Origin of the sequence: Bradyrhizobium sp. 930_D9_N1_4 (genome assembly GCF_052076015.1) — a bacterium.
Taxonomy (GTDB): domain Bacteria; phylum Pseudomonadota; class Alphaproteobacteria; order Rhizobiales; family Xanthobacteraceae; genus Bradyrhizobium.
This window is the reverse complement of the sequence record NZ_CP197236.1, coordinates 744,965-770,052: the sequence shown is the minus strand read 5'-3', so window position 1 is coordinate 770,052 and position 25,088 is coordinate 744,965. Positions and strand designations below refer to the sequence as shown.

General features: G+C 65.0%; 30 protein-coding genes. 11 read left to right on the top strand and 19 right to left on the bottom strand.

Translation table 11 applies throughout. The annotated features are described in order from the left end of the window. Positions 1-102: 102 nt before the first annotated feature. From AB7532_RS03605 to AB7532_RS03590, 4 genes are read left to right on the top strand one after another with little or no spacing between them, the layout of a single operon-like run. On the top strand, positions 103-852 hold the full coding sequence (locus AB7532_RS03605) for a F0F1 ATP synthase subunit A (RefSeq protein WP_441233459.1): 750 nt from the start codon (positions 103-105) through the stop codon (positions 850-852). 53 nt (positions 853-905) lie between these two features. Beyond that, positions 906-1,136 carry a F0F1 ATP synthase subunit C gene (locus AB7532_RS03600; protein WP_007599451.1) on the top strand — a complete coding sequence of 77 codons (231 nt, stop codon included), beginning with the start codon at positions 906-908 and terminating at the stop codon, positions 1,134-1,136. A 60-nt stretch (positions 1,137-1,196) separates the two neighbouring features. Further along, positions 1,197-1,760 (top strand): F0F1 ATP synthase subunit B family protein, encoded by a 564-nt coding sequence (locus AB7532_RS03595; protein ID WP_441233458.1) that lies wholly within the window; start codon positions 1,197-1,199, stop codon positions 1,758-1,760. Positions 1,761-1,765: 5 nt separating this feature from the next. Further along, positions 1,766-2,251, top strand: a complete 486-nt coding sequence (locus tag AB7532_RS03590; RefSeq protein WP_441233457.1) for a F0F1 ATP synthase subunit B family protein — start codon at positions 1,766-1,768, stop codon at positions 2,249-2,251. Between the two features lie 210 nt (positions 2,252-2,461). On the opposite strand, the gene AB7532_RS03585 is transcribed toward AB7532_RS03590, so the two are convergent. The 5 genes from AB7532_RS03585 to AB7532_RS03565 form a co-directional block, all read right to left on the bottom strand. Next, on the bottom strand, positions 2,462-3,115 hold the full coding sequence (locus AB7532_RS03585) for a hypothetical protein (RefSeq protein WP_441233456.1): 654 nt from the start codon (positions 3,113-3,115) through the stop codon (positions 2,462-2,464). Positions 3,116-3,234: 119 nt separating this feature from the next. Then, positions 3,235-3,822: a GNAT family N-acetyltransferase gene (locus AB7532_RS03580; protein ID WP_441233455.1), complete on the bottom strand. Its 588-nt coding sequence runs from the start codon at positions 3,820-3,822 to the stop codon at positions 3,235-3,237. A 39-nt stretch (positions 3,823-3,861) separates the two neighbouring features. Continuing rightward, positions 3,862-5,151 carry a M16 family metallopeptidase gene (locus AB7532_RS03575; protein ID WP_441233454.1) on the bottom strand — a complete coding sequence of 430 codons (1,290 nt, stop codon included), beginning with the start codon at positions 5,149-5,151 and terminating at the stop codon, positions 3,862-3,864. Beyond that, positions 5,148-6,566 (bottom strand): threonine synthase, encoded by a 1,419-nt coding sequence (gene thrC, locus AB7532_RS03570; protein WP_441233453.1) that lies wholly within the window; start codon positions 6,564-6,566, stop codon positions 5,148-5,150. The genes AB7532_RS03575 and thrC overlap by 4 nt, the downstream gene beginning before the upstream one ends. Before the next feature lie 543 nt (positions 6,567-7,109). After that, positions 7,110-7,754, bottom strand: coding sequence for a response regulator transcription factor (locus AB7532_RS03565; RefSeq protein ID WP_441233452.1), 645 nt, complete (start codon positions 7,752-7,754; stop codon positions 7,110-7,112). An 86-nt stretch (positions 7,755-7,840) separates the two neighbouring features. Between AB7532_RS03565 and AB7532_RS03560 the strand changes: the two genes are divergently transcribed. After that, positions 7,841-9,181 (top strand): histidine kinase, encoded by a 1,341-nt coding sequence (locus tag AB7532_RS03560; RefSeq protein WP_441233451.1) that lies wholly within the window; start codon positions 7,841-7,843, stop codon positions 9,179-9,181. On the opposite strand, the gene AB7532_RS03555 is transcribed toward AB7532_RS03560, so the two are convergent. From AB7532_RS03555 to coxB, 9 genes are all read right to left on the bottom strand, one after another. Beyond that, entirely contained in the window at positions 9,178-9,543 is a 366-nt protein-coding gene (locus tag AB7532_RS03555; protein WP_441233450.1) for a nuclear transport factor 2 family protein, read from the bottom strand. The two genes, AB7532_RS03560 and AB7532_RS03555, sit on opposite strands and share 4 nt — an antisense overlap. A gap of 116 nt (positions 9,544-9,659) precedes the next feature. After that, positions 9,660-10,412, bottom strand: coding sequence for an SURF1 family protein (locus tag AB7532_RS03550; protein WP_441233449.1), 753 nt, complete (start codon positions 10,410-10,412; stop codon positions 9,660-9,662). Further along, complete coding sequence (locus AB7532_RS03545) at positions 10,409-10,810, bottom strand: DUF983 domain-containing protein (protein ID WP_441233448.1); 402 nt, start codon at positions 10,808-10,810, stop codon at positions 10,409-10,411. Before AB7532_RS03545 ends, AB7532_RS03550 begins: the two co-directional genes overlap by 4 nt. Before the next feature lie 95 nt (positions 10,811-10,905). Beyond that, positions 10,906-11,802, bottom strand: a complete 897-nt coding sequence (locus AB7532_RS03540; protein WP_441233447.1) for a cytochrome c oxidase subunit 3 — start codon at positions 11,800-11,802, stop codon at positions 10,906-10,908. 78 nt (positions 11,803-11,880) lie between these two features. After that, positions 11,881-12,561 carry a cytochrome c oxidase assembly protein gene (locus AB7532_RS03535; protein ID WP_441233446.1) on the bottom strand — a complete coding sequence of 227 codons (681 nt, stop codon included), beginning with the start codon at positions 12,559-12,561 and terminating at the stop codon, positions 11,881-11,883. 5 nt (positions 12,562-12,566) lie between these two features. Further along, positions 12,567-12,743 (bottom strand): CoxF protein, encoded by a 177-nt coding sequence (locus tag AB7532_RS03530; RefSeq protein WP_441233445.1) that lies wholly within the window; start codon positions 12,741-12,743, stop codon positions 12,567-12,569. After that, positions 12,740-13,684, bottom strand: a complete 945-nt coding sequence (locus AB7532_RS03525; RefSeq protein ID WP_441233444.1) for a heme o synthase — start codon at positions 13,682-13,684, stop codon at positions 12,740-12,742. The genes AB7532_RS03530 and AB7532_RS03525 overlap by 4 nt, the downstream gene beginning before the upstream one ends. 61 nt (positions 13,685-13,745) lie before the next feature. Then, positions 13,746-15,374: a cytochrome c oxidase subunit I gene (ctaD, locus tag AB7532_RS03520; RefSeq protein ID WP_441233443.1), complete on the bottom strand. Its 1,629-nt coding sequence runs from the start codon at positions 15,372-15,374 to the stop codon at positions 13,746-13,748. A gap of 88 nt (positions 15,375-15,462) precedes the next feature. Continuing rightward, complete coding sequence (gene coxB, locus AB7532_RS03515; protein ID WP_441233442.1) at positions 15,463-16,305, bottom strand: cytochrome c oxidase subunit II; 843 nt, start codon at positions 16,303-16,305, stop codon at positions 15,463-15,465. Between the two features lie 446 nt (positions 16,306-16,751). On the opposite strand from coxB, the gene AB7532_RS03510 reads away from it, so the two are divergent. Continuing rightward, positions 16,752-17,297 carry an invasion associated locus B family protein gene (locus tag AB7532_RS03510; RefSeq protein WP_441233441.1) on the top strand — a complete coding sequence of 182 codons (546 nt, stop codon included), beginning with the start codon at positions 16,752-16,754 and terminating at the stop codon, positions 17,295-17,297. 13 nt (positions 17,298-17,310) lie between these two features. On the opposite strand, the gene AB7532_RS03505 is transcribed toward AB7532_RS03510, so the two are convergent. Both AB7532_RS03505 and AB7532_RS03500 read right to left on the bottom strand, forming a co-directional pair. Next, positions 17,311-17,598, bottom strand: coding sequence for a DUF5615 family PIN-like protein (locus AB7532_RS03505; RefSeq protein ID WP_441233440.1), 288 nt, complete (start codon positions 17,596-17,598; stop codon positions 17,311-17,313). 41 nt (positions 17,599-17,639) lie between these two features. Next, entirely contained in the window at positions 17,640-17,864 is a 225-nt protein-coding gene (locus AB7532_RS03500) for a DUF433 domain-containing protein (protein ID WP_441239184.1), read from the bottom strand. A 151-nt stretch (positions 17,865-18,015) separates the two neighbouring features. Between AB7532_RS03500 and tldD the strand changes: the two genes are divergently transcribed. Genes tldD through AB7532_RS03480 form a run of 4 tightly spaced genes read left to right on the top strand, consistent with a single transcriptional unit; the run spans position 18,016 to position 21,148 of the window. Then, on the top strand, positions 18,016-19,443 hold the full coding sequence (tldD, locus tag AB7532_RS03495) for a metalloprotease TldD (RefSeq protein WP_441233439.1): 1,428 nt from the start codon (positions 18,016-18,018) through the stop codon (positions 19,441-19,443). Then, on the top strand, positions 19,440-20,216 hold the full coding sequence (gene lepB / locus AB7532_RS03490; RefSeq protein WP_441233438.1) for a signal peptidase I: 777 nt from the start codon (positions 19,440-19,442) through the stop codon (positions 20,214-20,216). The genes tldD and lepB overlap by 4 nt, the downstream gene beginning before the upstream one ends. Positions 20,217-20,227: 11 nt before the next feature. Beyond that, complete coding sequence (locus AB7532_RS03485) at positions 20,228-20,569, top strand: MmcQ/YjbR family DNA-binding protein (RefSeq protein ID WP_441233437.1); 342 nt, start codon at positions 20,228-20,230, stop codon at positions 20,567-20,569. A gap of 12 nt (positions 20,570-20,581) precedes the next feature. Next, a complete protein-coding gene (locus AB7532_RS03480; protein WP_441233436.1) occupies positions 20,582-21,148 on the top strand; it encodes a nucleotidyltransferase family protein in 567 nt (188 codons plus the stop codon). 104 nt (positions 21,149-21,252) lie between these two features. On the opposite strand, the gene AB7532_RS03475 is transcribed toward AB7532_RS03480, so the two are convergent. After that, positions 21,253-22,116 carry a LysR family transcriptional regulator gene (locus AB7532_RS03475; protein ID WP_441233435.1) on the bottom strand — a complete coding sequence of 288 codons (864 nt, stop codon included), beginning with the start codon at positions 22,114-22,116 and terminating at the stop codon, positions 21,253-21,255. A 98-nt stretch (positions 22,117-22,214) separates the two neighbouring features. Between AB7532_RS03475 and AB7532_RS03470 the strand changes: the two genes are divergently transcribed. Beyond that, positions 22,215-23,123, top strand: a complete 909-nt coding sequence (locus AB7532_RS03470; protein ID WP_441233434.1) for a DMT family transporter — start codon at positions 22,215-22,217, stop codon at positions 23,121-23,123. Between the two features lie 174 nt (positions 23,124-23,297). Here AB7532_RS03470 and AB7532_RS03465 read toward each other — a convergent pair whose 3' ends face one another. Together AB7532_RS03465 and AB7532_RS03460 are read right to left on the bottom strand one after the other, a co-directional pair. Beyond that, positions 23,298-24,065 carry a TIGR02186 family protein gene (locus AB7532_RS03465; RefSeq protein WP_441233433.1) on the bottom strand — a complete coding sequence of 256 codons (768 nt, stop codon included), beginning with the start codon at positions 24,063-24,065 and terminating at the stop codon, positions 23,298-23,300. Beyond that, a complete protein-coding gene (locus AB7532_RS03460; protein WP_441233432.1) occupies positions 24,065-24,982 on the bottom strand; it encodes a sulfite exporter TauE/SafE family protein in 918 nt (305 codons plus the stop codon). Before AB7532_RS03460 ends, AB7532_RS03465 begins: the two co-directional genes overlap by 1 nt. Positions 24,983-25,088: the final 106 nt, after the last annotated feature.

The window sequence follows — 25,088 nt, the reverse complement described above, 5'->3', positions numbered from 1 at the left end:
CCAGGACAGGAATGATCGTACCGGCCTCGCCGGTACGGGCCGGCCCGGCCGGCAGACCGAGACCCGCCGGCATCGCCCGGCAGACCAAGAGATGCCGCGCTGATGAAAATCGACCCGATCCACCAGTTCAACATCGAGCCTCTCTTCACCCTGGGCCATATCGGCAATCACACGATCGCCTTCACCAATTCGTCGCTCTACATGCTGGTGGCGGTCGCGATCATCTCGATCCTGATGCTCGCCAGCGGCTCGCAGCTGGTTCCCGGGCGCCTCCAGTCGGTCGCCGAGATCTCCTACGAATTCGTCGCCTCGACCATCCGTTCGACGGCCGGCGCGGAAGGCATGAAGTTCTTCCCGCTGATCTTCTCGCTGTTCATGTTCATCTGCGTCTCGAACCTGGTCGGCATCATCCCCTATACGTTCACGATCTCGAGCCATCTGATCGTGACCGCAGCGCTTGCGCTGCTGGTGTTCTTCACGGTGCTGATCTACGGCGTCGCCAAGAACGGCCTGAAATTCTTCTCGATCTTCGTGCCCCACGGCGTCCCCGGCTACATCCTGCCGCTGGTGATGTTCATCGAGATCCTGTCGTTCTTCCTGCGCCCGGTCTCCCACAGCGTCCGTCTGTTCGCCAACATGCTGGCCGGCCACATCGCGCTGAAGGTGTTCGCGGGCTTCGTCGCCATGCTCGGCTTCTCGCTCGGCGCGCTGGGCTGGGTCGGCGGCGTGCTGCCGCTGGCGCTCACGGTCGCGCTGTACGCGCTCGAGATTCTGGTCGCGTTCCTGCAAGCCTATGTGTTTGCGATCCTGACCTGCATCTACCTCAACGACGCCATTCATCCGGGACACTGAGCGGTCCGGGGAATTTCCACCCACAACCCAATCTTTCTTCCAAGGAGTCTAAAATGGATCCGGCAGCAGCAAAACTTATCGGCGCGGGCATCGCATGCATCGGCATGGGCGGCGCGGGCGTCGGCGTCGGCGTGATCTTCGGCAACTACCTCGCCGCAGCCGTTCGCAACCCCTCGGCCGCTCAGGGCCAGTTCGGCAACCTGATCTTCGGCTTCGCCGTGACCGAAGCGCTCGGCATTTTCTCGCTGCTGATCGCGCTGCTGCTGCTGTTCGTTCCGCTCTGAGGACGATGTTTCGCGCCGCTTCGACCGAAGCGGCGCGCATGACGGCAACAGGAGTAATCCATGGCTGAGAGTCATGGCGGGGCGAAAAGTCCGGCGGCGGGCGCCCACACCGGGGCCGAAGGCGGTCACGGTGGCGGTTTTCCGCCTTTCGAGAGCGGCACCTATGCTTCACAGCTGGTGTCACTCGCGATCTTCTTCGTCGCGCTTTACGTGATCGTGTCCAAGCTCGCTTTGCCGAAAGTCGGCGGTGCGATCGAGGCACGTCAAAACAAGATCGAGGGTGACCTCGCCGAAGCGCAGAAGCTGAAGGACCAGTCCGACGCGGCGCTGAAGGCCTATGAGGGTGAGCTTGCTTCGGCACGTTCGCGCGCGCAGGCGATCGGCAACGAATCCCGCGACAAGGCGAATGCGCAGGCGGACGCCGAGCGCAAGACGCTGGAAGAGCAGCTGGCGGCCAAGCTCGCCGAGGCGGAAAAGACCATCGCCTCGACCCGTGCGACCGCCATGAGCAACGTCCGCGGCATCGCGGCCGATGCGGCAGGCAACATCGTGCAGCAGCTCACAGGCGTGATTCCGGACGCAGCGTCGGTCAATGCCGCCGTTGATGCGTCCTTGAAGGGTTAGTCGATATGTTCTTCGATCCTGAAACCTGGGTCGCCATCGCTTTCGTGATCCTGATGGTCGTGTTCGGCTATCTCGGGGTCTTCAAGAAGGCGATGACGGCGCTCGATCATCGCGCCGACCGCATCAAGGCCGAGCTCGACGACGCGACGCGCCTGAAGCAGGAAGCCGCCAAGGTGCTCGCCGACTACAAGGCACGCACCGCCTCGGCCGAACGCGAGGCCGCCGACATCATCGCCAACGCCAGGTCCGAAGCCGAGCGCATCGCGACCGAGGCCAAGGCGAAGATGGAAGACTTCGTCGCCCGCCGCACCAAGACCGCGGAGAGCAAGATCGCGCTCGCCGAGGCCCAGGCGCTGGCCGATGTCCGCGCCGCAGCCGCGGAAGCCGCCGTCCAGGCCGCCTCCACGATCCTGTCGCAGTCGGTCAAGGGCCAGGTCGCCGACGACCTGCTCGCCAAGGGCATCACCGAGGTCCGGCAGAAGCTGAACTGAGGGGCTGCGTCCTCACCAATCAAAAAGCCGGCGCGATGAACGCCGGCTTTTTTGTTGGCTGGATGGTAGCCACACATCCGGTGTCATCGCCCGGCTTGACCGGGCGATCCAGTACTCCGAGACGGTTTGGATGAATCGAGGAGCTGCGGCGTACTGGATTGCCCGCCTTCGCGGGCAATGACAGTTGAGATTGCCGCGCGAGCTTGCCTACTACTTCTTCTTCCCCTTCGCCTTCGGCTCGGGCGCAAGCGCCTGCGGGTCGAAGCCGACATAGAAGACATAGGAATCGGCATCCTTGGCCGACGGCACCGCATAGCTCAGATCCTCGGCGACGAAAGTGAAGGGCACGCTGCCGCCCTCGTTCATCTCGACCGTGGTGCGGTAGGCCTTCGAGGCGATCACTTTCTCACCGACGCCGCCATGAACCACGGCGACACGCAGGGGCACCTCGACGGTGGCGGGCGCGCCAGCGGGACCGGCGATGACGCGGCCCTGGATGCCGATCCGGGCCGTGATGCCCACGCTGCTGCGGGCACATTCGCGCGCCATCTTGGTGATCGTCGCCTGGAAGCGGATCTCATTGCCGACAGCCGGCTTGCCGGTGGCGCCGACCGCGTAGGTCGAGGCCCCCGCGCGCACCGTGACCTGCGGGCAATCGAGATCGTCCTCGGCCGGCTGGCCGGGCGCGGGCGCCGGCTTGGGCTGGGCCGGCTCGTCGGACTTGCCGCCGAACAGGCCCTTGAAGCGGTCGGTGAGCGACTGGGCCGCCACCGGTGAAACGGAGGCGAGCGCAAGTGAGACCGCCAGCGCGATCCCCGCCCCACGCCACACCACATTCCGCGATGACCGAAGCTTCTGCACCATCACGCCCGTACTCCATGACAATCGTCCGGCCGATCGCCGGCCGGGGCATGCGGGTTATATCGTCAAAATCGGCGAACCCAAGGCAGCAGGACGAGACTTTCGTCACATGAATGGAGGGCTCAGCCGCGGAAATCCTCGTGCAGCAGGCCGAACAGCAGATGGTCCTGCCAGACCCCGTTGATGCAGAGATAGCGGCGCGCCAGCCCCTCGCGGGAGAAGCCGCATTTCTCCAGCACCCGGATCGACGGCGCATTGGTGGGGATGCAGGCGGCCTCGACCCGGTGCAGATTGAGCTCGCCGAACAGCGTCGGCAGCAGCACCCGCAGCGCCGCGGTCATGTAGCCGCGATGGGCATGGGGCTTGCCGACCCAATAGCCGATCGTGCCGGCCTGCACGATGCCGCGGCGGACATTGGCGAGCGTGATGCCGCCGACCATGGCGCCGTCGAGCTCACGGAAGACGAGAAAGGGATAGGAGCGGTCCGCGGCGATGTCCTCGGAATAGCGCCGCAGCCTGCGACGGAAGCCGGACCGGGTGAGATCGTCGGACGGCCAGATCGGCTCCCAGGGCGTCAGGTAATCGCGGCTGGATTCGCGCAGATGCGCCCACTGAAGGAAGTCCGACATCTGCGGCGCGCGCAGCAAGAGCCCGTTGCCGCGCGGCGCGAGTGCGGCGGGTCCACTGGATGGCAGGCGAAACAGGGCCATGGTGATGCTTCCCGGGGCAGATCAGCCCGTGCGCGGCTCCTAATGCAACCGCGCCTTGGCACGTGCCTTGGTCAATCCTTCCGCAAAAGACACCGCCGTGTCCAGACCCCTGCCGCTGCCCAATGCGACAACTGCAGGGCGGCTCCGCGAAAGCAGCGCACGCGCCGCATCCCGGGTCGATTCGACGCTGACCGCGTCGATCCGGGCCACCAGCTCCTCGACCGTCTGCGGCCGGCCATAGGCCAGCACGTGCCGGGCCAGTTGCTCGGCGCGGGACGAGCAGCTCTCCAGCGCCATCAACAGGCCGGCCTTCATCTGCGCCTTGGCCCGCGCGATCTCGCCCTCGGTCAGCGTCTCCACCGAATCATTCATGATGTCGACCACGACCTCCATCATCTCCGGCGCGTCGGCGGGATCGGTGCCGGTGTAGAGGCCGAAGAAGCCGGTGTCGGAATAGGGCGCGTGGAACGAGTAGATTGAATAGCAGAGCCCGCGCTTCTCGCGCACCTCCTGGAACAACCGCGACGACATTCCGCCGCCGAGGATATTGGTGAAGACCTGGAGCGAGAACAGCGACAGGTCGCTCTGCGGCACGCCTTCCAGCGCCAGCGTCAGATGCGCCTGCTCGAGCTCGCGATGCACCACCTTGGTGCCGCCCTTGCCGAACTGGGCGGACTGCGGCTTCGGGCCCGGCGTTCCCTCGAAACTGGCAAAGCGCTTCTCGACCTCGGCGACGACCTGCTTGTGGTCGACGGCGCCTGCCGCCGCCACCACCATGTCGGGGCCGCGATAATGGGTCGACAGATAGTCGCGCAGCGAATCGCGGTTGAAGGCGCGCAGGGTCTTGGCGGTGCCGAGCAGCGAGCGGCCCATCGGCTGGTCGGGATAGCAGAGCTCGTTGAGATGCTCGAACACGACGTCGTCGGGCGTGTCCTGCGCAGCACCGATCTCCTGCACGATGACGTTCTTCTCGCGCTCGAGCTCGTCGGGCTCGAAAGCCGGGTTGGCCAGGATGTCGGCAAGCACGTCGAGCGCGAGCGGCACGTCGGCCTTCAGCACCCGCGCGTAATAGGACGTGGTCTCGGTCGAGGTGCCGGCATTGAGGTCGCCGCCGACCGCCTCGATCTCCTCGACGATCTCGCGCGAGGAGCGCTTGGTGGTGCCCTTGAACGCCATGTGTTCGAGCAGATGCGAGATGCCGTGCTCGTTCGGCTTCTCGTCGCGCCCGCCGACGCCGGCCCAGACGCCGAGCGCCGCGGTTTCGAGATGGGGCATCTTGTCGGTGACGACAGTCAGGCCGGAGGCAAGCTTGGAAATCTCGACGCTCATCCGGCAACTCCCTGTTTCGCAGCGCGGCTGACCGACAGCACGAACCGCTCGACCTCGCTTTGATCGTTCTTCATCACCTTCATGTGTTCGGATTTGGTCATGAGACCATCGAGCCATGCCGGCAGTTGCGGCCGCTGGCCGCAGGCCGCTTCGACGGCATCCGGGAATTTGGCGGGATGGGCCGTGGAGAGCACGATGCTGGGAACCGTGGTGTCGGTGGTGTCGCGATCGGCGACGGCGAGCGCGACCGCGGTGTGGGGATCGACCAGCTCGCCCGCCTCGCGCCAGGCGGCGCGGATCGCGGCTGGGGTCTCGGTCTCGTCGGCGCGGCCCGCGTCGAACTCGGCGCGGATCGCAGCGAGCGTCGCGTCGGGCAGGACGAAGCGCCCCGACTGCTTCAGCGAGTCCATCAGCCGGCGCACGCCGCCCGCATCGCGCCCGCCCGCCTCGAACATCAGCCGCTCGAAATTCGAGGAGATCTGGATGTCCATCGACGGCGACGCCGTGGCGTGCACCTCGCGCACCTCGTAGATCCCGGTCTTCAGCGTGCGCGCCAGGATGTCGTTGACGTTGGCGGCGATGCGCAGCGTGCGCACCGGCAGTCCCATGCGCTTGGCGACGTAGCCGGCAAAGATGTCGCCGAAATTCCCGGTCGGCACCACGAAATCCACCGTGCGCGCCGGCGCACCGACGGCGACGGCGGAGGTGAAGTAGTAGACCACCTGCGCGACGATGCGCGCCCAGTTGATCGAGTTGACGCCGGAGAGCGAGGTCGCATCGCGGAAGCGATGGTTGTTGAACATCGCCTTCACGAGCGCCTGGCAGTCGTCGAAATTGCCTTCGATGGCGAGCGCGTGGACGTTGGCTGCGCCCGTCGTCGTCATCATCCGCCGCTGCACCTCGGAGATGCGTCCATGCGGAAACAGCACGACGAGATCGACATTCTCGAGCCCCGCGAACGCGTCGACCGCGGCGCCGCCGGTGTCGCCTGAGGTCGCGACCACGATGGTGGTGCGCTGGCCGCGCTTGGCGAGCACATGGTCCATCAGCCGCGAGATCAGCTGCATCGCCACGTCCTTGAAGGCGAGCGTCGGGCCGTGGAACAGCTCCAGCACGAACTGGTGCGGCGCAATCTGGCGCAGCGGCACCACCGCCGGATGGCGGAAGGTGGCATAGGCCTCGTTGGCCATGCGGCCGAGCTCGGCATCCGAAATCTCGCCGGCGGCGAAGGGACGGATCACGTCGACAGCGACCTCCCAATAGGGACGGCCGAAGAAGCCGGCGATGGCGTCCGTCGAGAGCTGCGGCCAGGTGGCCGGCACATACAGGCCGCCGTCACGGGCAAGCCCGGTCAGCATCACGTCGCAGAAGCCGAGTTCGGGGGCTTCGCCCCGGGTTGAGATATAACGAGTCAAACTGCCCTCCAAAGGCCGGCCGGGCCGTGGCCCCGCTCGTTAAGCCTTTGATTTTATGAAACTACTTGTTAACAGCCAGCGGCTTTGGGCCACCATAAAGTGTTTTGCTGCATCGGGAAACCGCTTCCCGCCTGTGCCCTGCCCAACGAAAAAGGGCTGCGGCGATACCGCAGCCCCTCTCTTGGAAGGTCTGTCGTTGAGTTGTGCAGACCCGGTTTGCTTGGTGGCGGTCGCCGACCCGCCAGAACTGTCGGCCAAGTTCTCGTCGCCCGTCATGAAATCGTCAAGGGCGAAAACGACCGATCCGGGAAGATGTTCCTATTTTTCCCGATTCGGGCCGGCCTTTGCCGATGCGCTCATGCGAGTGCCCACGCGCTGCATTGCCGTTTTTTCCCGAAAATTCGGATACTGCCGGAACGAATGCCACGACCGCCCATTGTGTCGGCGGATGGTATCGGCGGTGTCCATGCATTGCCCGGCTGCGCGCCGAGACCGGTCCGCCCCGCTGAACCGGCTGCATCCTGGAGCAGCCGGTTCGGCGCTTCAGTTCATCCCGATTTCCACCGCGATCCTGATCAGGTCGGAATGGTTCTTGGCGCCCAGCTTCTGCTTGAGCAGGGAGGTGGTATTGGCGACCGTCTTGTAGGAGATGCCGAGCGCCTCGGCGACCTCGACGATCTTGTCGCCGCGGCCGAGCAGGCGGAGAATTTCGAGCTCCCGCGGCGTCATCTGCGAGGCCGGATTGGCCTTGATCGCCGCGCCGGAGAACGTCACCGCCTCCGCGAGCTGCGGCGAGATGAAATTGTCGCCCGCGACCACCTTGCGCACCGCCTTGAGCAGGATGCGGGGATCGTCGCCCTTGGAGACATAGCCCTGCGCGCCCAGCTCGACCGCCCGCACCACGAAGGCCGGATCGTCGTTCATGGAGAACATGATGATCTTGGCGTCGGGATCGTCCTTGCGGATCCGCCGCATCAGCTCGAAGCCGGAGACGTCGGGCAGGCTGATGTCGATGACGGTGACGTCCGGCCGCTTGCTGACATAGGCGCGGTGCCCGGATTTGGCGTCGATCGCCTCGTCGATGCGAATCGAATGGTCGGACGCGAAAAGGGTGCGGCAGCCGGACAGCACCACCGGATGGTCGTCGACGATCAGAACCCTGGTGGCTGGCTTGGCAGTATCTTGCATCGCGCGCTCTCTTGTTTTTCAACTCATAGACCTGCGGGAATAAATGGAAAGAGAGAATCCCGCCGGGACGCGTTAGAATTGACCTAATGTGGCAACGGCTCTCGTTCAGAACGCAACTGTTTCTTCCGCTCGGCGTGATGTTCATCACGGCGCTGATCATGGGCGGCGTTCTGCTGCACGTGTTCACGACCGGACAGCTCGCCGAAGAAAACGAGCCGGCGCAGCGATCGACCCGGGCGGTGGCCGAAGCCCTGAACAGCGCCCTGCGCTCATCCGGTAATCCGCGCAGGACCCTGCAGGACTTCGTCCGCATGCTGGACGCCTCCTCGGATATCCAATTCCATCCGGTGGAGGCTGGTTCGACCCCATTGGCGCCGAGGCCTCTGCAAGGCCCGCATGGCCCGCCGACTTGGTTCGTCAATCTCCTCACCATCCCGGACCTGCACATCGCATTTCCCGTCACCATCGAGGGCCAGCGCGTCGGCGACATCGTGTTCACGCCGGATCTGTCGGCTGCGCTGTTCGAGACATGGGTCGGCTTTCTCGCGCTCGCCGGCTTCGTCCTCGCGCTGATCGGGCTGACGGCGATCATTGCCTATGTCCTCGCAGGATCGGCGCTGCGGCCGCTGCAGGATCTCGGCGAAGGGCTCACGCGGTTACGGCGCGGCGACTACGCGACGCCGATCCCGGTGACGGGACCTCCGGAGATCCGGCGGAGCTGCGAGGAAGGCAACGCGCTGGCGACGACGCTCGCGCAGCTGAGCCAGGACAATCGCGACCTGCTGCACCGCCTGGTGTCACTCCAGGACGACGAGCGGCGCGACCTCGCGCGCGAGCTGCACGATGAGCTCGGGCCGCTGCTGTTCGGCATCCGCGCCGGCACCATCGCGCTGAGCGACGCCGCGCCGCCGGCGGGAAATCTCGGCAAGTCGGTGGAAGACGTGATGCGGTCGGTCGAGGCGCTCCAGCAGACCAACCGCCGCATCCTCGACCGGCTGCGGCCGCTCTACATCGAGGAATTGGGACTCGCGACCAGCGTGCAGACGCTGCTCCAGAATTTTCGCAGGCAGGCGCCGCATATCGACCTGACAGCCACGATCGATCCGGATCTCAACGAGATCGACGCACCGCTGGCGCAGACCGTTTATCGCGTGATCCAGGAGGCGCTAACCAACGTGCTGCGCCACGCCGCGGCGAACAAGGCCCATGTGCAGGCGACCATTGCCGGCGAGGTGCTCACGCTCGAGATCTCCGACGACGGCGGCGGCTTTCCTGCCGACAACGTCTTCGGCCGCGGCCTGACCGGGATGCACGAGCGCGTGCGTGCGCTCAGCGGATCGCTGTCGCTGCTGCGCGCGGATGATCGAACCTATGTGCGCTGTCGTCTGCCGGTCGAGACGATTCGGGACGAGCCTGTGTCGACCTAGCAGGCGCCGCCGTCATGCGGATTCTGCCGCGCAGGCCCGCACAAGGTGCTGTAGATCTTGCCTTCGGAGCTGAAGCGAAACGAGGCGTGGATCCGCAGCGAGCCGGCGACGGAATATTCGAGGTCGATGCCATGCGGCACCGGATTGATCTCTTCCAGGCCGAAGCCGACCGACGAGAAGGTGCTGAGCCGCGGCCCCCAATAGGTTTCAAGCTCGCGCCGGCCGCGATAACTCTGCACGCCATTGCAGGTACATTCGACCTGGGCATCGTCCGCATAGAGGTCGAGCAGGGTCGCGAGGTCGCCCTTCCGGCAGGCATCCACCCAATCGACCACAATTCCCATCTGATCGAAATCGCTCAATGCAACATCCTGACTGCCGCGAAAAACTCAGCTGCGGCTTAGGATCACCCTCGTGAATATGCGCTGAATAATAAACCCCGGGCGTTACCGGGTTCCCTCCGGGAACCTACGGCGATTCAAACCGGACGTCGTCCCCTCACCCAGACGCCGAATGCGATCAGCACCGCGCCCGCGAGCGCAAACCAGGTGATGGCGTATTGCAGATGGTCGTCCTTGAGATGCACGTCGAGCGGCCCGGGACGCGGAATGTTGTTCTCGGGCGCGGGCTGCTCGAGGTCGATGTAGAACGGCGCCACCGTCCCCCAGCCAAGCAAGTTTGCGATCGCCCGGTGATCGCGCACGAACCAGAGCCGCTTGTCGCGATTCTCCGCCGGCGTCATCCAGCCAGCCGGCTCGGGAAAGCGCAGATAACCGGTGAGCCTGACAGGCTGCCCGGTCACGAGCTTCTTCACCGCACGATCCTCGACGCCGCGATCCTGCATGGTGTTCTCGACGAAGCCCGCGTCGATCACGATCGTCTCGCCGGTCGCAAGCCGCGCCGGCAGGAACGCCCAGGTGCCGGGGCCGGAAGCATCCTTGCGTACGGCGGAGCCGGACGAATAGACCATCGCATCGGGCAGGCTTGCATAGGTCGCGGTGAAGCTGACGCGGCGGAATTCGTCACGCGCGGGATTGAGCGCGGCCCATTGCGACGGCGGCGGCAGCGCGACAGGTGCCTCGGCGAGACGCTCGGTGAGCGCCGCAACCAGCTCGTGCTTGGCGATGCGGCGCTGCAATTGCCAGAAGCCTAGCGCGAGGCAGACGGCCGTCAGGAAAAGCGTGAACAGCGCGAAGCCGGCCACGCGAGGCTTGCGTGCGGTCTCGTTCATTTCGCGCGGTCGACCAGCCGGCCCGGCGCCGCCTTGTGATGGAATTGCAGCGCGATCAGCAGCGACTTCATCGCGCGCAACGGCAGCAGCGTGGTGGCGAGGATCAAGGGCAGCCAGAGCACGGCATGCAGCCAGTACGGCGGCTGGTACTTGACCTCGACGATCAGCGCGCAAGCAACGACAATGCCGCCGGCCAGCATGATGATGAAGATCGCAGGACCATCGCCCGTGTCGATGAAGGAATAGTCGAGGCCGCAGCGCTCGCAGGACGGCGCGAGTGTCAGGAAGCCCGCATAGAGCTTGCCTTGGCCGCAGCGCGGGCATTTGCAGGCGAGCCCGCGCAGCGCGCTTTGCAGGACGGTTGTCTCGGGCCCGGATGTGCCGGTGGTGTCGTTCATGTCGTGGACTCTATCACAGCTCCGCCGAAACGCTTGGCGGCCGAAAAGCGAAAGGGCGGCCCTTCGGCCGCCCTTTCTGATCGATCAGTTGCGGCTCAGTGCGCGCCGTGGGCCATGGTCTCGGCGCCGTGTCCCCACACATAGATGCAGAGGAACAGGAACAACCACACCACGTCGACGAAATGCCAGTACCAGGCGGCGAACTCGAAGCCGAGATGCTGCGTCGGCGTGAAGTGGCCGGCATAGGCGCGGAACAGGCAGACCAGCAGGAAGATGGTGCCGACCAGCACGTGGAAGCCGTGGAAGCCGGTCGCCATGAAGAAGGTCGCGCCATATACGTTGCCGCCGAACGAGAACGCCGCGTGGCTGTACTCATAGGCCTGCACGCAGGTGAAGAGCGCGCCCAGCACGACCGTGAGGATCAGGCCGTATTTCAGGCCCTGGCGATCGTTCTCGAGCAGCGCGTGATGCGCCCAGGTGACCGTGGTGCCCGACGTGAGCAGGATCAGCGTGTTCAGCAGCGGCAGATGCCAGGGATCGAAAGTCTCGATGCCGTGGGGCGGCCAGGTGCCCGGAACTGCGCAGGCGCCGGCCGCGGTGCCGAGGCCGCAGCCGAACACGGCGTCACGGGTGGCGTGGACCGCGTCCGCCGGGAACAGCGCCGCGTTGAAATAGGCCCAGAACCAGGCGACGAAGAACATCACCTCGGAGGCAATGAACAGGATCATGCCGTAGCGGTGGTGGATCTGCACGACGCGGGTGTGGTCGCCCTTGTACTGGGCTTCCTTGATCACGTCGGCCCACCAGCTCGCCATGGTGTAGAGCACGCCGACGGTGCCGACACCGAACACGATCGGCGCGGCCGAGAACATGTGGTGCATCCAGGTGATCGCACCGACCGCCATGATGAACGCCGAGATCGAGCCGACGACGGGCCACGGAGAGGGATCGACCAGGTGGTAGTCGTGATGTTTGGTGTGCGCCGTTGCCATTGCGGTCTCTCTCCTCAATCCCGTGCCTGTCCGGCACTTATCCCCTCGTGTCCAACCCCCCGGGCGTGAGCCCGGCGATCAGAGATTTCCCTTGCGTTTGTCGTCTTCACCCGATGCCAGCGGCTTCACCACCGGATCCTTCACCGGATAGAACGTGTAGGACAGCGTGATCGTGTTCAGCCCGTCGTTCTCGTGATCGTCGGCGATCGACGGATCGACGTAGAACACGACCGGCATCTCCCGCTTCTCACCCGGCGCCATGGTCTGCTCGGTGAAGCAGAAGCAGTTGATCTTCTGGAAGTAGGACCCGACCGTCAGCGGCGCGACGTTGTAGGCGGCCTGCCCCGCGGTGGGTCGCGCGGCCTGGTTGGTGACGGTGTAGAAGACGGTCACGACCTGGCCGATCTGGACCTCGATCTCGCTCTGCTCCGGCTCGAACTTCCAGGGCAGGCCGGGCGCGACATTGGAATCGAAGCGCACCGCGATCTTGCGCGCGATCGGACCGGTCGCCGGCGCCGAGGTCGCAACCTGGGTCGTGCCGTTGAAGCCGGTAGCGCGGCAGAACCAATTGTAGAACGGCACTGCGGCGTAGGACGCACCGACCATCAGCGCGACCACGGCGCCGCAGATCGACGCAACCACGACATCACGACCCAGCCCGCGGCTCTTTCCGTGGCTCTTGGCCGGCTTAGGATCGGCCGGCTTACGATCGGCCGGCTTGGCGCTGAAATCCTGCGATATGGTCGGCTTCTGATCCATCTTCCCTACATCGGCCGGATGAGCACCGCTGGTCCCTTGACCATGGTGACGGCGAAGAACAGCAGCACGAGCACGCCAAGCGCGAGCGCAATCGCGACCGAACGATTGCGACGGCTCTTCTTCTGCGCCTCGGTGAGGACGATTCCATCTGGCTCGGGTTTGTCGGCCATTGCTGCGATCATGCGCCCCCGACCATCGGAGCAAGCGCCCGGAACACGACCTCGGCGAGCAGGGTCGCGAACAGCGCGAACAGATACAGGATGGAGAAGGCAAACAGCTTGCGGGTCGCACGCAGCGACTGGCTGCGCTCGCGGCGGATGTAGACGTTGATGGCGAGCACCAGCATGCCGGCGCCGAGAATCAGCGAGACCACCCCGTAGATGGCGTCGAAATAGCCGAGCGCCCAGGGCGCGGCGGCGACCGCGATCAGCACGATCGTGTAGAGCAGGATCTGGAGACGCGTCGCATCGGGACCGGCGACATTGGGCAGCATCGGAATGCCGGCGCGCGCGTAGTCGTCGGAGCGGAACAGCGCCAGCGCCCAGAAGTGCGGCGGCGTCCAGAAGAAGATGATGGCGAACAGCAGCAGCGGCTCGACGTCGACCGTGCCCGTGACCGCGGCCCAGGCCACCACCGGCGGCAGCGCGCCGGCGGCGCCGCCGATCACGATGTTCTGCGCGGTCCAGCGCTTCAGGCCCATCGTGTAGATCACGACGTAGAAGAAGATGGTGAAGGCGAGCAGCGCGCCCGCGATCCAGTTGACGAGAATGCCGAGCGTCATCACCGAGAAGAAGGACAGCGTCAGGCCAAACGCCATGGCTTCAGACCGCGTGATGCGGCCGCGCGGGATCGGCCGGTTCGCCGTGCGCGACATCTTGGCGTCGATATCGCCTTCCAGCGCCATGTTGAGCGCGCCGGAAGCGCCGGCGCCGACGGCGATGCAGAGCAGCGAGGTGATTGCCAGCACCCAGTGGAAGTGCCCGGGCGCCATCGCCATTCCGACCAGTGCGGTGAAGATCACCAGCGACATCACCCGCGGCTTCAGCAGCGCGATGTAGTCGCCGACCTCCGCTTCCGAGATGCGGGGATTGATGTCGATGGCGTTGTGGTCGAGGACGGACACTGGTTTTAACTCGCTTATTGATAGAGCCGCGGCGCCCGTCACGGGCGCCGCGAGCGTTGGCTTACTGCACGCGGGGCAGCACTTCGAACTGGTGGAAGGGCGGCGGCGAGGTCAGCGTCCATTCCAGCGTGGTCGCACCTGCACCCCACGGATTGTCGCCGGCCGGCACCTTCTTCATGAAGGCGTCGAACACGCAGTAGAGGAAGATCAGCACGCCGAAGCCGGAGATGTAGGAGCCGAGCGAGGAAATCAGGTTCCAGCCCGCGAACGCGTCGGGATAGTCGACGTAGCGGCGCGGCATGCCCGACAGGCCGAGGAAGTGCTGCGGGAAGAACACCAGATTGACGCCGATGAAGGTGACCCAGAAATGCGCCTTCGCAAGCGCCTCGCTGTACATGTAGCCCGACATCTTCGGGAACCAGTAGTACCAGCCGGCAAAGATCCCGAACACCGCGCCGAGCGACAGCACGTAGTGGAAGTGCGCGACGACGTAGTAGGTCTCCTGCAGCACGCGATCGACGCCGGCATTCGCCAGCACGACGCCGGTGACGCCGCCGACGGTGAACAGGAAGATGAATCCCACCGCCCAGATCATCGGCGCGCGGAACTCGATCGAGCCGCCCCACATCGTGGCGATCCAGGAGAAAATCTTCACGCCGGTCGGGACCGCGATGACCATCGTCGCCGCGACGAAATAGGCCTGCGTCGCCGAGGACATGCCGACCGTGTACATGTGGTGCGCCCACACCACGAAGCCGATGCCGCCGATCGCGACCATGGCGTAGGCCATGCCGAGATAGCCGAACACAGGCTTGCGCGAGAAGGTGGAGATGATCTGGCTGACCATGCCGAAGGCGGGCAGGATCAGGATGTACACCTCGGGGTGACCGAAGAACCAGAACAGATGCTGGAACAGCACGGGATCGCCGCCGCCTTCAGGGGCGAAGAACGTCGTGTGGAAATTGCGGTCGGTCAGCAGCATGGTGATCGCGCCGGCGAGCACCGGCAGCGACAACAGCAGCAGGAACACCGTCACCAGGATCGACCACACGAACAGCGGCATCTTGTGCAGGGTCATGCCCGGCGCGCGCATGTTGAAGATGGTGGTGATGAAGTTGATGGCGCCGAGGATCGACGAGGCGCCCGCCAGATGGAGCGAGAGGATCGCGAAGTCGACGGCCGGGCCCGGATGACCCGAGCTCGACAGCGGCACGTACATGGTCCAGCCGGCGCCGACGCCGTTGGCACCCGGCTCGCCCTCGACGAAGGTCGACATCAGCAGCAGCGCAAAGGAGGCCGGCAGCAGCCAGAACGAGATGTTGTTCATGCGCGGGAACGCCATGTCGGGCGCGCCGATCATCAGCGGCACGAACCAGTTGCCGAAGCCGCCGATCATCGCGGGCATGACCATGAAGAAGATCATGATCAGGCCGTGCGAGGTCACGAACACATTGTAGGTGTGCGTCTCGTGGAAGATCTGCACGCCCGGATACATCAGCTCGGCACGGATCGCGATCGACATCGCGGCACCGATCACGCCGGCGATGACCGCGAAGATCAGGTACATCGTGCCGATGTCCTTGTGATTGGTCGAATAGACGTAGCGGCGCCATCCGGTCGGATGGGCGTGCTCGTGGTCATGTCCGTGGTCTTGCGCGTGATCGCCGTGTGCCGCTGCGCTCGTTGCCATTTTCAAATCCTGCCTTGCGTCCCGTTCGGACCTTCGGAGGTCCCGCCCTTTATGTCGCTTTCAGTCCCCTCGCGCCGTCACCCGACGCTTATTGCGTCGGGCCGGCCGCGGAGGCGTAGGTGCTGGTGCCGCCGCTCGCGAATTTCTTCTTTGCCGTCTCGACCCAGGAGGCGAACTCGTTGTCGTCCACGACGCGAATCGCGATCGGCATGAAGGCGTGGTCCTTGCCGCACAGTTCCGAGCACTGGCCGTAGAACATGCCGGTCTTGGTGGCCTTGAACCAGGTCTCGTTCAGCCGCCCCGGGATGGCGTCGATCTTGACGCCGAAAGCCGGCAGCGCGAAGGCGTGGATGACGTCGGCGCCGGTGACCTGGACGCGAATCACCTTGTTGACCGGCACCACCATCTCGTTGTCGACGCCGAGCAGGCGGGGCTGCTTGTCCTGGGCCATCAGCGAGTCGAACTCGAACTTGCCGTTATCGGGATAGGCATAGGACCAGTACCACTGCTTGCCGGTCGCCTTGATGGTGATGTCCGCCTTCGGCACGTCGAGCTCGAGGAACAGCAGGCGGAACGACGGCACCGAGATACCAACCAGGATCAGCACCGGAATCAGCGTCCACGCCACCTCGATCAGCGTGTTGTGGGTGGTCCGCGACGGCACCGGATTGGCCTTCGCGTTGAACTTCACGACCACCATCACCAGCAACACCAGAACGAACAGCGTGATCAGCGTGATCAGCACGAACAGGAAGTTGTGGAACCAGACGATATTATCCATCACCGGGGAGGCGGATTGCTGAAGCGTCCACTCCCACGGCGCCGGTTGCCCGAGCTCGGCGGCAAATGCCGCGCCGCCCGCGGCCCACGTCAGACCCGCCACGGCCAATCCCAGCAAGTCTCGGCCGACCCGGCCCATCGACATCCTCATGCCGTCGCGCTCCCCTTACGAAATCACCCCAAGTGCGTTCCCCTATTTTTGGGAAACGCTTATTCGATCCGCCCGTCTGACAAGCCGCCGCGCAAGAATACCTCTAAGAGGGATTGGGGCCAGATCGTGAGAACGCCGAAATCAAGCCTCTCAAACCATAATTCTTGATCTATCGCAATGCAGTCTTGAGGCCGGTCTGTCAGCCATCACCCGCAAGATATTTCCTAGTAACATCAGACAAAAATACCGTTTCCCGGGATGCTGCCGCTTGACAGCGGAATTGCCCGCGGTAGGCACTGGCGGAGAGCCGCGCAGGAACCTGATTCGTGCGGGCGATGGCGGTGTGGGCGGCGCGGAATTTGCTTGCGAATCGCCTTCAAGACGCCGTCATTCCCGTATCAGTCCGCCAGGTGCGCGCGATCCAGGCGAGCAGAGGGACCGACCCGATGGGGTTTTCGAGAGGCACGGCCAGGCGGGCACAAAAGCAGGCGAGCGGCTTCACGATGCTGGCCGCCCTGCTGGCGGCGGTTGTCGTCCTTGCGTTGCCGGGACGCGCCCATGCGCAGGGCGCGGTGCGCTCCGTCCATGGCGACTGGCAGATTCGCTGCGACACCCCGCCCGGCGCCCAGGCCGAGCAGTGCGCCCTGATCCAGAGCGTGGTCGCCGAAGACCGCTCCAATGCCGGCCTGACCGTGATCGTGCTCAAGACCGCCGACCAGAAGAGCCGCCTGATGCGCGTGGTCGCCCCGCTCGGCGTCCTGCTGCCCTCCGGCCTCGGCCTGAAGCTCGACAACCAGGACGTCGGCCGCGCCGGCTTCGTCCGCTGCCTGCCCAATGGCTGCGTCGCCGAGGTCGTCCTGGAAGACAAGCTGCTCGGCCAGCTCCGCAGCGCCAAGACCGCGACCTTCATCATCTTCGAGACCCCGGAGGAAGGCATCGGCTTCCCGCTCAGCCTGAACGGGCTGGCTGAGGGGTATGACAAGCTGCCGTAGGGGCGGTGCTGGCCTAGTAAATCTCGAGGCACGCGACGCTGCCGTCGACCTCGAAGGCTTCAATCGTTCGTGCGTGCCGGCGAAGCAGGTCAGCGATGGCCACGGTCGTCTGATTGCCGGTCCGGAACCAGATCACTTTCGGCGGAGACCCCAGCAGGCCCGCCAGCTCGGCAAAATCGGCATCTTGAGTCACGATCGCGAAGCTGTTGGCCTTCGCGAACTCCCAGAGCTCGCGGTCCGCAACTTCGGAAAGTCCATGAACTCGGACGTGACTGGAATCCGGAAAAAGGTCGGCGATCATCTGGCAGAGCTTGAAGCTGAGATTCTGATCGAACAGCAACCTCATATCGGCGCGGTCACCAATCGCCTCTCGCGGTCGGCGGCATAAGCCAGGCAGGCGCGGATATCGTCCTCGGTCAATTCGGGGAAGTCATCGAGGATCTGAGCGTGGGTCTGGCCAGCGGCCAGCCAGCCGAGCACATCCGCCACGGCGATCCGCATGTGGCGGACGCAAGGTCGCCCCCCACGCTTTCCGGGCTCGATCGAGATGATATCTCGGTAATTCATGGACATAGGATAGCATCGATCCGTACTGGATGCAGCATTGGCGTTGACGTCTCGCCCTATCCTATCGTTTCCGTAATGTGACGGCCCGCCCCTCGCGGAACCGTTCCAAAACCATTATCTTGCCCCACATCATCCGATAATGGACGGACGCATGACAAATCCTGCCACGACCTCCCTGCTCGACCGCGCCAATCTCGACCGCGATCAGGTTCGCCACGAGCTCGCGCGCGGGCTTTCGGGCGCCGACGACGGCGAATTGTTCCTGGAATACAGCCAGACCGAAGCGCTGATGTTCGACAATGGGCGGCTGAAGCAGGCGACCTACGACACCTCGCAGGGTTTTGGCCTGCGCGCCGTCAAGGACGACGCGGTCGGCTATGCGCATTCCTCCGATGTGTCGCTGCCGGCACTGATTCGCGCCGCCGACGCGGTCGCGGCGGTGCGCGGCGGCTATTCCGGCAGCTTTTCTGCCCCGCCGGCGCATACCAACGTGCGGCTTTATAGCGACGACAATCCGCTCGACGCGCCCGGCTTCGAGACGAAAGTCAAACTGCTCGCCGAGATCGACGCATACTTGCGCGACAAGGATCCGCGGGTGCGGCAGGTCAGTGTGAGTCTCGGCGCGACCTGGCAGGTGGTCGAGATCCTGCGGCCCGACGGCGAGAGCTATCGCGACATCCGCCCGCTGGTTCGGGTGAATGTTTCCGTCGTCGCCGGCCAGGGCGACCGCCAGGAGAGCGGCAGCAAGGGTTATGGCGGCCGCGCCGGCTATGCCGAATTCATCGAGAGCAAGAACTGGCGCGATGCCGCCGACGGCGCGCTGCGCGAGGCGCTGGTCAATCTCGAATCGATTCCCGCTCCCGCCGGCGAGATGGACGTCGTGCTCGGCGCCGGCTGGCCCGGCGTGATGCTGCATGAAGCGGTCGGCCACGGCCTCGAAGGCGACTTCAACCGCAAGAAGACCTCAGCCTTCGCCGGCCTGATGGGCCAGCAGGTCGCGGCCAAGGGCGTCACCGTGGTCGACGACGGCACCATTGCCTCGCGCCGCGGCTCGCTGTCGATCGACGACGAGGGCACGCCGACCAACCGCACCGTTCTGATCGAGGACGGCATCCTCGTCGGTTACATGCAGGACCGCCAGAACGCGCGCCTGATGAACATGAAGCCGACCGGCAACGGCCGCCGTCAGGGCTATGCCCATGTGCCGATGCCGCGCATGACCAACACCTACATGCTCGCGGGCGACCGCGACCCCGCCGAGATTCTCAGCTCCGTGAAGAACGGCGTGTTCGCCGCGAATTTCGGCGGCGGCCAGGTCGACATCACCTCGGGCAAATACGTGTTCCAGTGCACCGAGGCCTACAAGATCGAGAACGGCAAGATCGGCGCGCCGCTGAAGGGCGCCATGCTGATCGGCAACGGGCCGACCGATTTGCATCGCATCCGCATGATCGGCAACGACCTCGCGCTCGATGCCGGCATCGGCACCTGCGGCAAGAACGGCCAGGGCGTGCCGGTCGGCGTTGGCCAGCCGTCGCTGCTGATGGAACGCATTACGGTGGGTGGAACGGGCGCATGAGCGTTGAGAAAGCAACTGTCGCTCCCAAGCGGAAGAGCAGCGGCTGGGCCGGGCAGCTCATGCAGCTCGCCGGCATCGTCGCCGCCGTGTTCATCGCCAAGGGCGCACTCGCCGAGCCGTTCTACGTGCCGTCGGGCTCGATGGAGCCGACACTGCTGATCGGCGACGCGCTGCTCGCCTCGAAATTCCCCTATGGCTACGGCACCTCGTCGTTGCCGATCCAGATCAATCTGCCCGAGAGCGGCCGCGTCTTCGCGGAGACGCCGAAGCAGGGCGACGTCGTCGTGTTCCGCTGGCCCGGCGATCGCTCGCAGGCCTGGGTCAAGCGCGTCGTCGGCCTGCCCGGCGACCGCATCCAGATGCGACAGGGCCAGCTCTTCATCAACGACCGTCCCGCCGAGCTGAAGCCTGATGGTGTCGGCGCGGCCGAGGACGACAATGGCGGCAGCGAGCCTGCCTACCGCTATGTCGAGACGCTGCCGAACGGCGTCTCGCACCTGATCTTCAAGATGCGCGACAACGGCCCGCTCGACAACACACAGGAAGTTACGGTGCCGGCCGGGCATCTGTTTGTGCTCGGCGATAACCGCGACAACTCCGCGGACAGCCGCGTGCCGCTGCGCTCCGGTGGCGTCGGGCTCCTGCCGATCGACAATCTGGTCGGCCGCGCCGATGCCGTGGTCGGCTCCTGGGATCTCGGCATGCGCAGCCAGCCGGTCTACACGTGGCTCTCCGGATTCCGGCTCGCGCGGTTCTTCACCGCCGTGCATTGACGAAAGTCCTCATGACCTTCGACGACGTCAGAAAATTTGCACTGACGTGGCCGGAGGTCGAGGACGGCAGCTCCTACGGCACGCCCGCACTGAAAGTGCGCAAGAAGATGCTGGTGCGGCTGAAAGAGGACGGCGACAGTCTCGTCGTGCCTGATGTCTCCATCGACGAGCGCGCGGTGCTGGTCGAGAGCCAGCCAAGAATCTTCTACTTCACCGATCACTATTCCGACTATCCGATCGTGCTGATCCGCCTGTCCAGGGCCAAACGCGCGATCGTCGAGCCCTATTTGCGACGGCGCTGGCGCAGCCTCGCCTCGAAGGCGGCGCGCGCTGCGTTCGATGCGGGCGCGTGAACGGTGGCCACGATGGATCGCGACCGCTTCCTCGCGCTGGCGCTAAAGAACCCGGTCAACGGCGCGATCATCGATGAACTCCATCGCCTCACGCTGCCGGATGCATGGCTGGTCGCGGGGTGCCTGGCGCAGACGGTGTGGAATGTGCTCACTGAGCGCGAGATCGATCACGGCATCTCCGACTACGACGTGTTCTATTTCGATCCCGACACCTCATGGGAGGCAGAGGACGCGGTGATCCGCACGCTGCATGCGCGGCTCGGGTATCTCGGCGTCGAGGTCGAGATCCGCAACCAGGCACGCGTGCATCTTTGGTATCCCGACAAGCACGGCCTGCCATATTCGCCGTTGATGTGCGCGACCAACGGCATCGATCGCTTCCTCACGGAAAACACGCAAGTGGGTGTGAGGCGCATGGGCAACGGCTACGAGGTCTACGCGCCGCACGGCTTCGGCGACATTGCCGGGCTGATTGTGCGCCCCAATCGCGCTCCGAATTTTTCCGCAGCGAACTACGCGGAGAAGACCGCGCGATGGAAGGCCTTGTGGCCTGAGCTCACCGTGATTGCAGCTGCGTAGGGTGGATTACGCCAACTTCTTTCGGCAAACGCGGAGGCATGGTGGGTTACGCCTGGCGCCCGCGCTTCGCGCAGCCGCAAGGCTAACCCACCCTACGCAGATTGCTATGCTGCCTTCGCCTGCACGTCCTCGCAAAACTCCGCAAGCCGATCGGCAAGGCGCAGCGTTGCGGAGCTGGCGCCGGGCGCGGCCATCAGCGCTACTTCGGTGCGGTTGATCGGCTCGAATCCGTCTTTCGCCGTCAGCACGCGGTGATCGGACTGGATCGACATCTCCGACAAGATGCTCAAGCCCATGCCGGCGGCGACCGCAGCCTGGATGCCGGCGAGACTCGAGGACGAATAGGACATGTGCCAGGCGCGGCCCGCGCTTTCCAGCGCGTGAATGGCGCCGGCGCGATAGAGACAGCCGAGCGGAAAGCCGATCAGCGGCACCGACGGTGCGTTGACGTCGACCGGATGGCTCTTGCTGGTGACCCAGTGCACCCGCTCCGGCCATACCGCGATCGCACCCTTCGCGCCCGCCTCGCGCTTGAACAGCGCGAGATCCAGCTCGCCGCGTTCGAGATCGCGGGAGAGATTCTTGCTCTGGTCGGCGCGCACGTCCATCCGCAGGCCCGGATGCGAGCGCGAGAACGCGCCCAGCAGGTTTGCCAACCGATAGGCTGCGAAATCCTCGGGGATGCCGAGCCGGATCGCGCCTTCGCCCTCGGGCTCGCGCAGCACGTCGCGCGCCTCTTCGGCCAGCGTCAGCAGCCGTCGGGCATAGGACAGCAGCCGCTCGCCGGCCTCCGTGGGGCGCACATCCTTGCCGTCCCGGTGCAGCAGCACCTGGCCGACATCCTCCTCCAGCCGCTTGATCTGCTGGCTGACGGTCGACTGCGTGCGGTGAACGCGCTCACCGGCGCGGGTGAAGCCGCCAGCCTCGACCACCGAGACGAAGCTGCGCAGGAGCTCCAGATCGAGCATCGCCGCCTCCATTTGAAAAACCACTGATGAGAAGTTAATCATTTAATTTCCAAATGACAAGGCGCCTCCCTAGATCGAGGGTTCAGGAGAATGCCCAGATGTCCCTCGCTCCCTCGATGCCCGTCCCCCGCAGCCGCTTCAACACGTTGCCGCTTGCCATCGGCCTGTTCTGCCTGCTCTGGAGCTACGCCTTCGTCGCCGGCAAGATCGGCGTCACCCATTGCCCGCCGCTGATCCTGCTTGCCGCGCGCTTTTCGCTGGCGGGCATCCTGATCCTGGGCGCCACGATGGTTCGCGGCGACTGGTCGCTGTCATGGCGCGACGCCGCGATCTTCGCCGTGCTCGGGATTGCCAACAACGCGCTCTATCTCGGGCTCGGCTACACCGGCCTGCAATCGGTCTCCGCCGGCCTCGGCGGCCTGATCGTCTCGGCCAATCCGGTGTTCACCGCCGCACTCGCCGCGCTGTTGCTCGGCGAAGGCATGACCTGGCGCAAGGCAAGTGGATTGTTGCTCGGAATCATCGGCGTGACGGCGATCGTCTGGCATCGCCTCGCGGTCGGCACCGACTCCATGCACGGCATCGTCTTCACGCTGGCCTCGCTCGCCTCCATCGTCGCCGGCACCATCCTGTTCAAGCTGCTCGCGCCGAAGGGAAGCCTGTGGATCGGCAATGGGGTGCAGAACCTCGCCGCCGGCCTCGTGCTGACGCCGGTCGCCTTCAGCTTCGCCGACATCCATGCCATCGATGTCACCCCGGGCCTGATCGGCGCCTTCGCGTTCCTCGTGCTCGGCGGCTCGATCCTCGCCTATTGGCTCTGGTTTCATCTCCTGAAAACGTGTGGTGCGACCGCCGCCAGTGCCTATCATTTCCTGATGCCGCCGCTGGGCATGCTGTTCGCCTACCTCGTGCTCGGCGAGCATGTCGAGGCCCGCGACCTGCTCGGCATCATTCCGGTGGCGCTCGGCATCTATCTGGTGACGCGGCCGGCGAAGGTGGCGGCGTAGGAAGTTGCCCCAATCTCAGCTGTCATGCCCCGGCTTGACCGGGGCATCCAGTACGCTGCGGCGGTTGTTGTGAGGGCGAGGCGCCAAACGCCGGCCTCTGGAATACTGGATCGCCCGGTCAAGCCGGGCGATGACGAGAGGAGAGAGTAGCGCCCCAGAAAATGAGCGTCCCCCTCAATCCTTCCGGAACACGATCGACGCCATCCAGCCCGTCATCAGCGCCATCGCCGCGGTGACGAGGCCGTAGATCAACCCGTGCTGGCGCGCGCTGGTGGCGACGAACTGCTCGAAGCCGACCTTGACGATCTCGAACGCAGTCTCGGTCTTGCCGATGAACGCACCGCCCGAGAACAATTTGATTTCCACCTCATAGGTCCCGATCGGGACCTCCGCCGGCAGCGGGATGCCGGTGCGGAACAGCGTCGGCGTCAGGAACGTCACCGCGCTTCCATCCTCGCGGTAGAGGCCGCGCTGGGTGCGCAAGCGGACGAAGGCGGAGCGGAAGGCGTCGTTCGGCACCACGTCGGCATAGTCGCCGCTGACGCGTTGCGTCAGCAGCACGTTGTTGAGCCCGATCTGCTGCCGCCGCGCGATCTCGGGCGAGGTGATGACATCGAACGGGCGGTTGGCGAACAGCGCGAGATAGCTCGGGACTTCCAGGAACTGCCGGGAGTCGGTGTTGATCCAGATGCCGAATTTGCGCTCCTTGCGCCGTGTCACCATGTCCGCTCGCGGACCCATCACGGTGACGACGAGATCGTAGGCCTTGCGGTCGGCGGGCGTAGTGGCGTCCTTCTCCACCGACCCGAACAGCACCAGCTCCTCGCCGGAATAGTTCGGCGTCACGGTGACGCGATGGTTGGAGACCGACACGATCAGCCGCTCGGCGCGCGCGACCGAGCCGAGCAGCAGAACGAACAGGACTGCGAGAGCTGCACGCATTATCCGTTCACCCCCAGTTCGCGGATAGTGAAGAGATCCTCGGGCCGGATCACCAGCTCGATCGCGAAGCGGATTCCGACCGAGAGGATCAAGAGGCCAAGCAGCAGCCGCAATTGCTCGCCGCGGATCTTCTGGCCCGCGCGGGCGCCGAACTGCGCGCCGGTGACGCCGCCGACCATCAGGATCAGTGCGAGCACGGCGTCGACGAGGTGATTGGTCACCGCATGCAGCATGGTCGCGAACAGCATCGTGACCAGCGTCAGCACCATCGAGGTGCCGATCACCGTCGAGGTCGGCACCCGCAGCACATAGATCATGATGGGAATCAGGATGAAGCCGCCGCCGATGCCCATGATGGCGCCGATGAAGCCGATCACGATGCCGACGATCACGATCGGGATCACCGAGAGGTAGATTTTCGAGCGCTTGAACCGCATTTTCAGCGGCAGACCGTGGATCCAGTTATGCGTGCGCCGTGGCGGCACCGCGCCCCGCCGCGTCCGCATCAGCGCACGCAGGCCTTCGGAGAACATCAGGCTGCCGACCGTGGTGAGCAGCACGACGTAGGACAGCGCGATCATGAGATCGAGCTGGCCGAGCGCGCGAAGCTGCGTGAAGGTCCACACGCCGAGCGCCGTCCCGGTCACACCGCCGCATAACAACACGCTCGCCAGCGCGGGATCGATTGCGCGCCGCCGCCAGTAGGAAAGGGCACCAGAGAAGGAGGACGCCGCGATGTGGCTCGCAACTGAGGCAACCGCAACCGCCGGCGTGATGCCGATGAAGATCAGCAGCGGCGTCATCAGAAAGCCGCCGCCGATCCCGAACATGCCGGAGACGAAGCCGACCGCGGCGCCCATCGCGAGCACCAGGAAGATATTGACCGGCAGATCGGCGATCGGGAGGTAGAGCTGCATCGAGAGACCACGCTCCGGCGGGACGAATCGATTGCGGAATGCTCGCCGGAGGCTCGGAACGATTGCCGCGCCTTTCAATAGCGGAATTCGCGGACGGGTGCGCTCG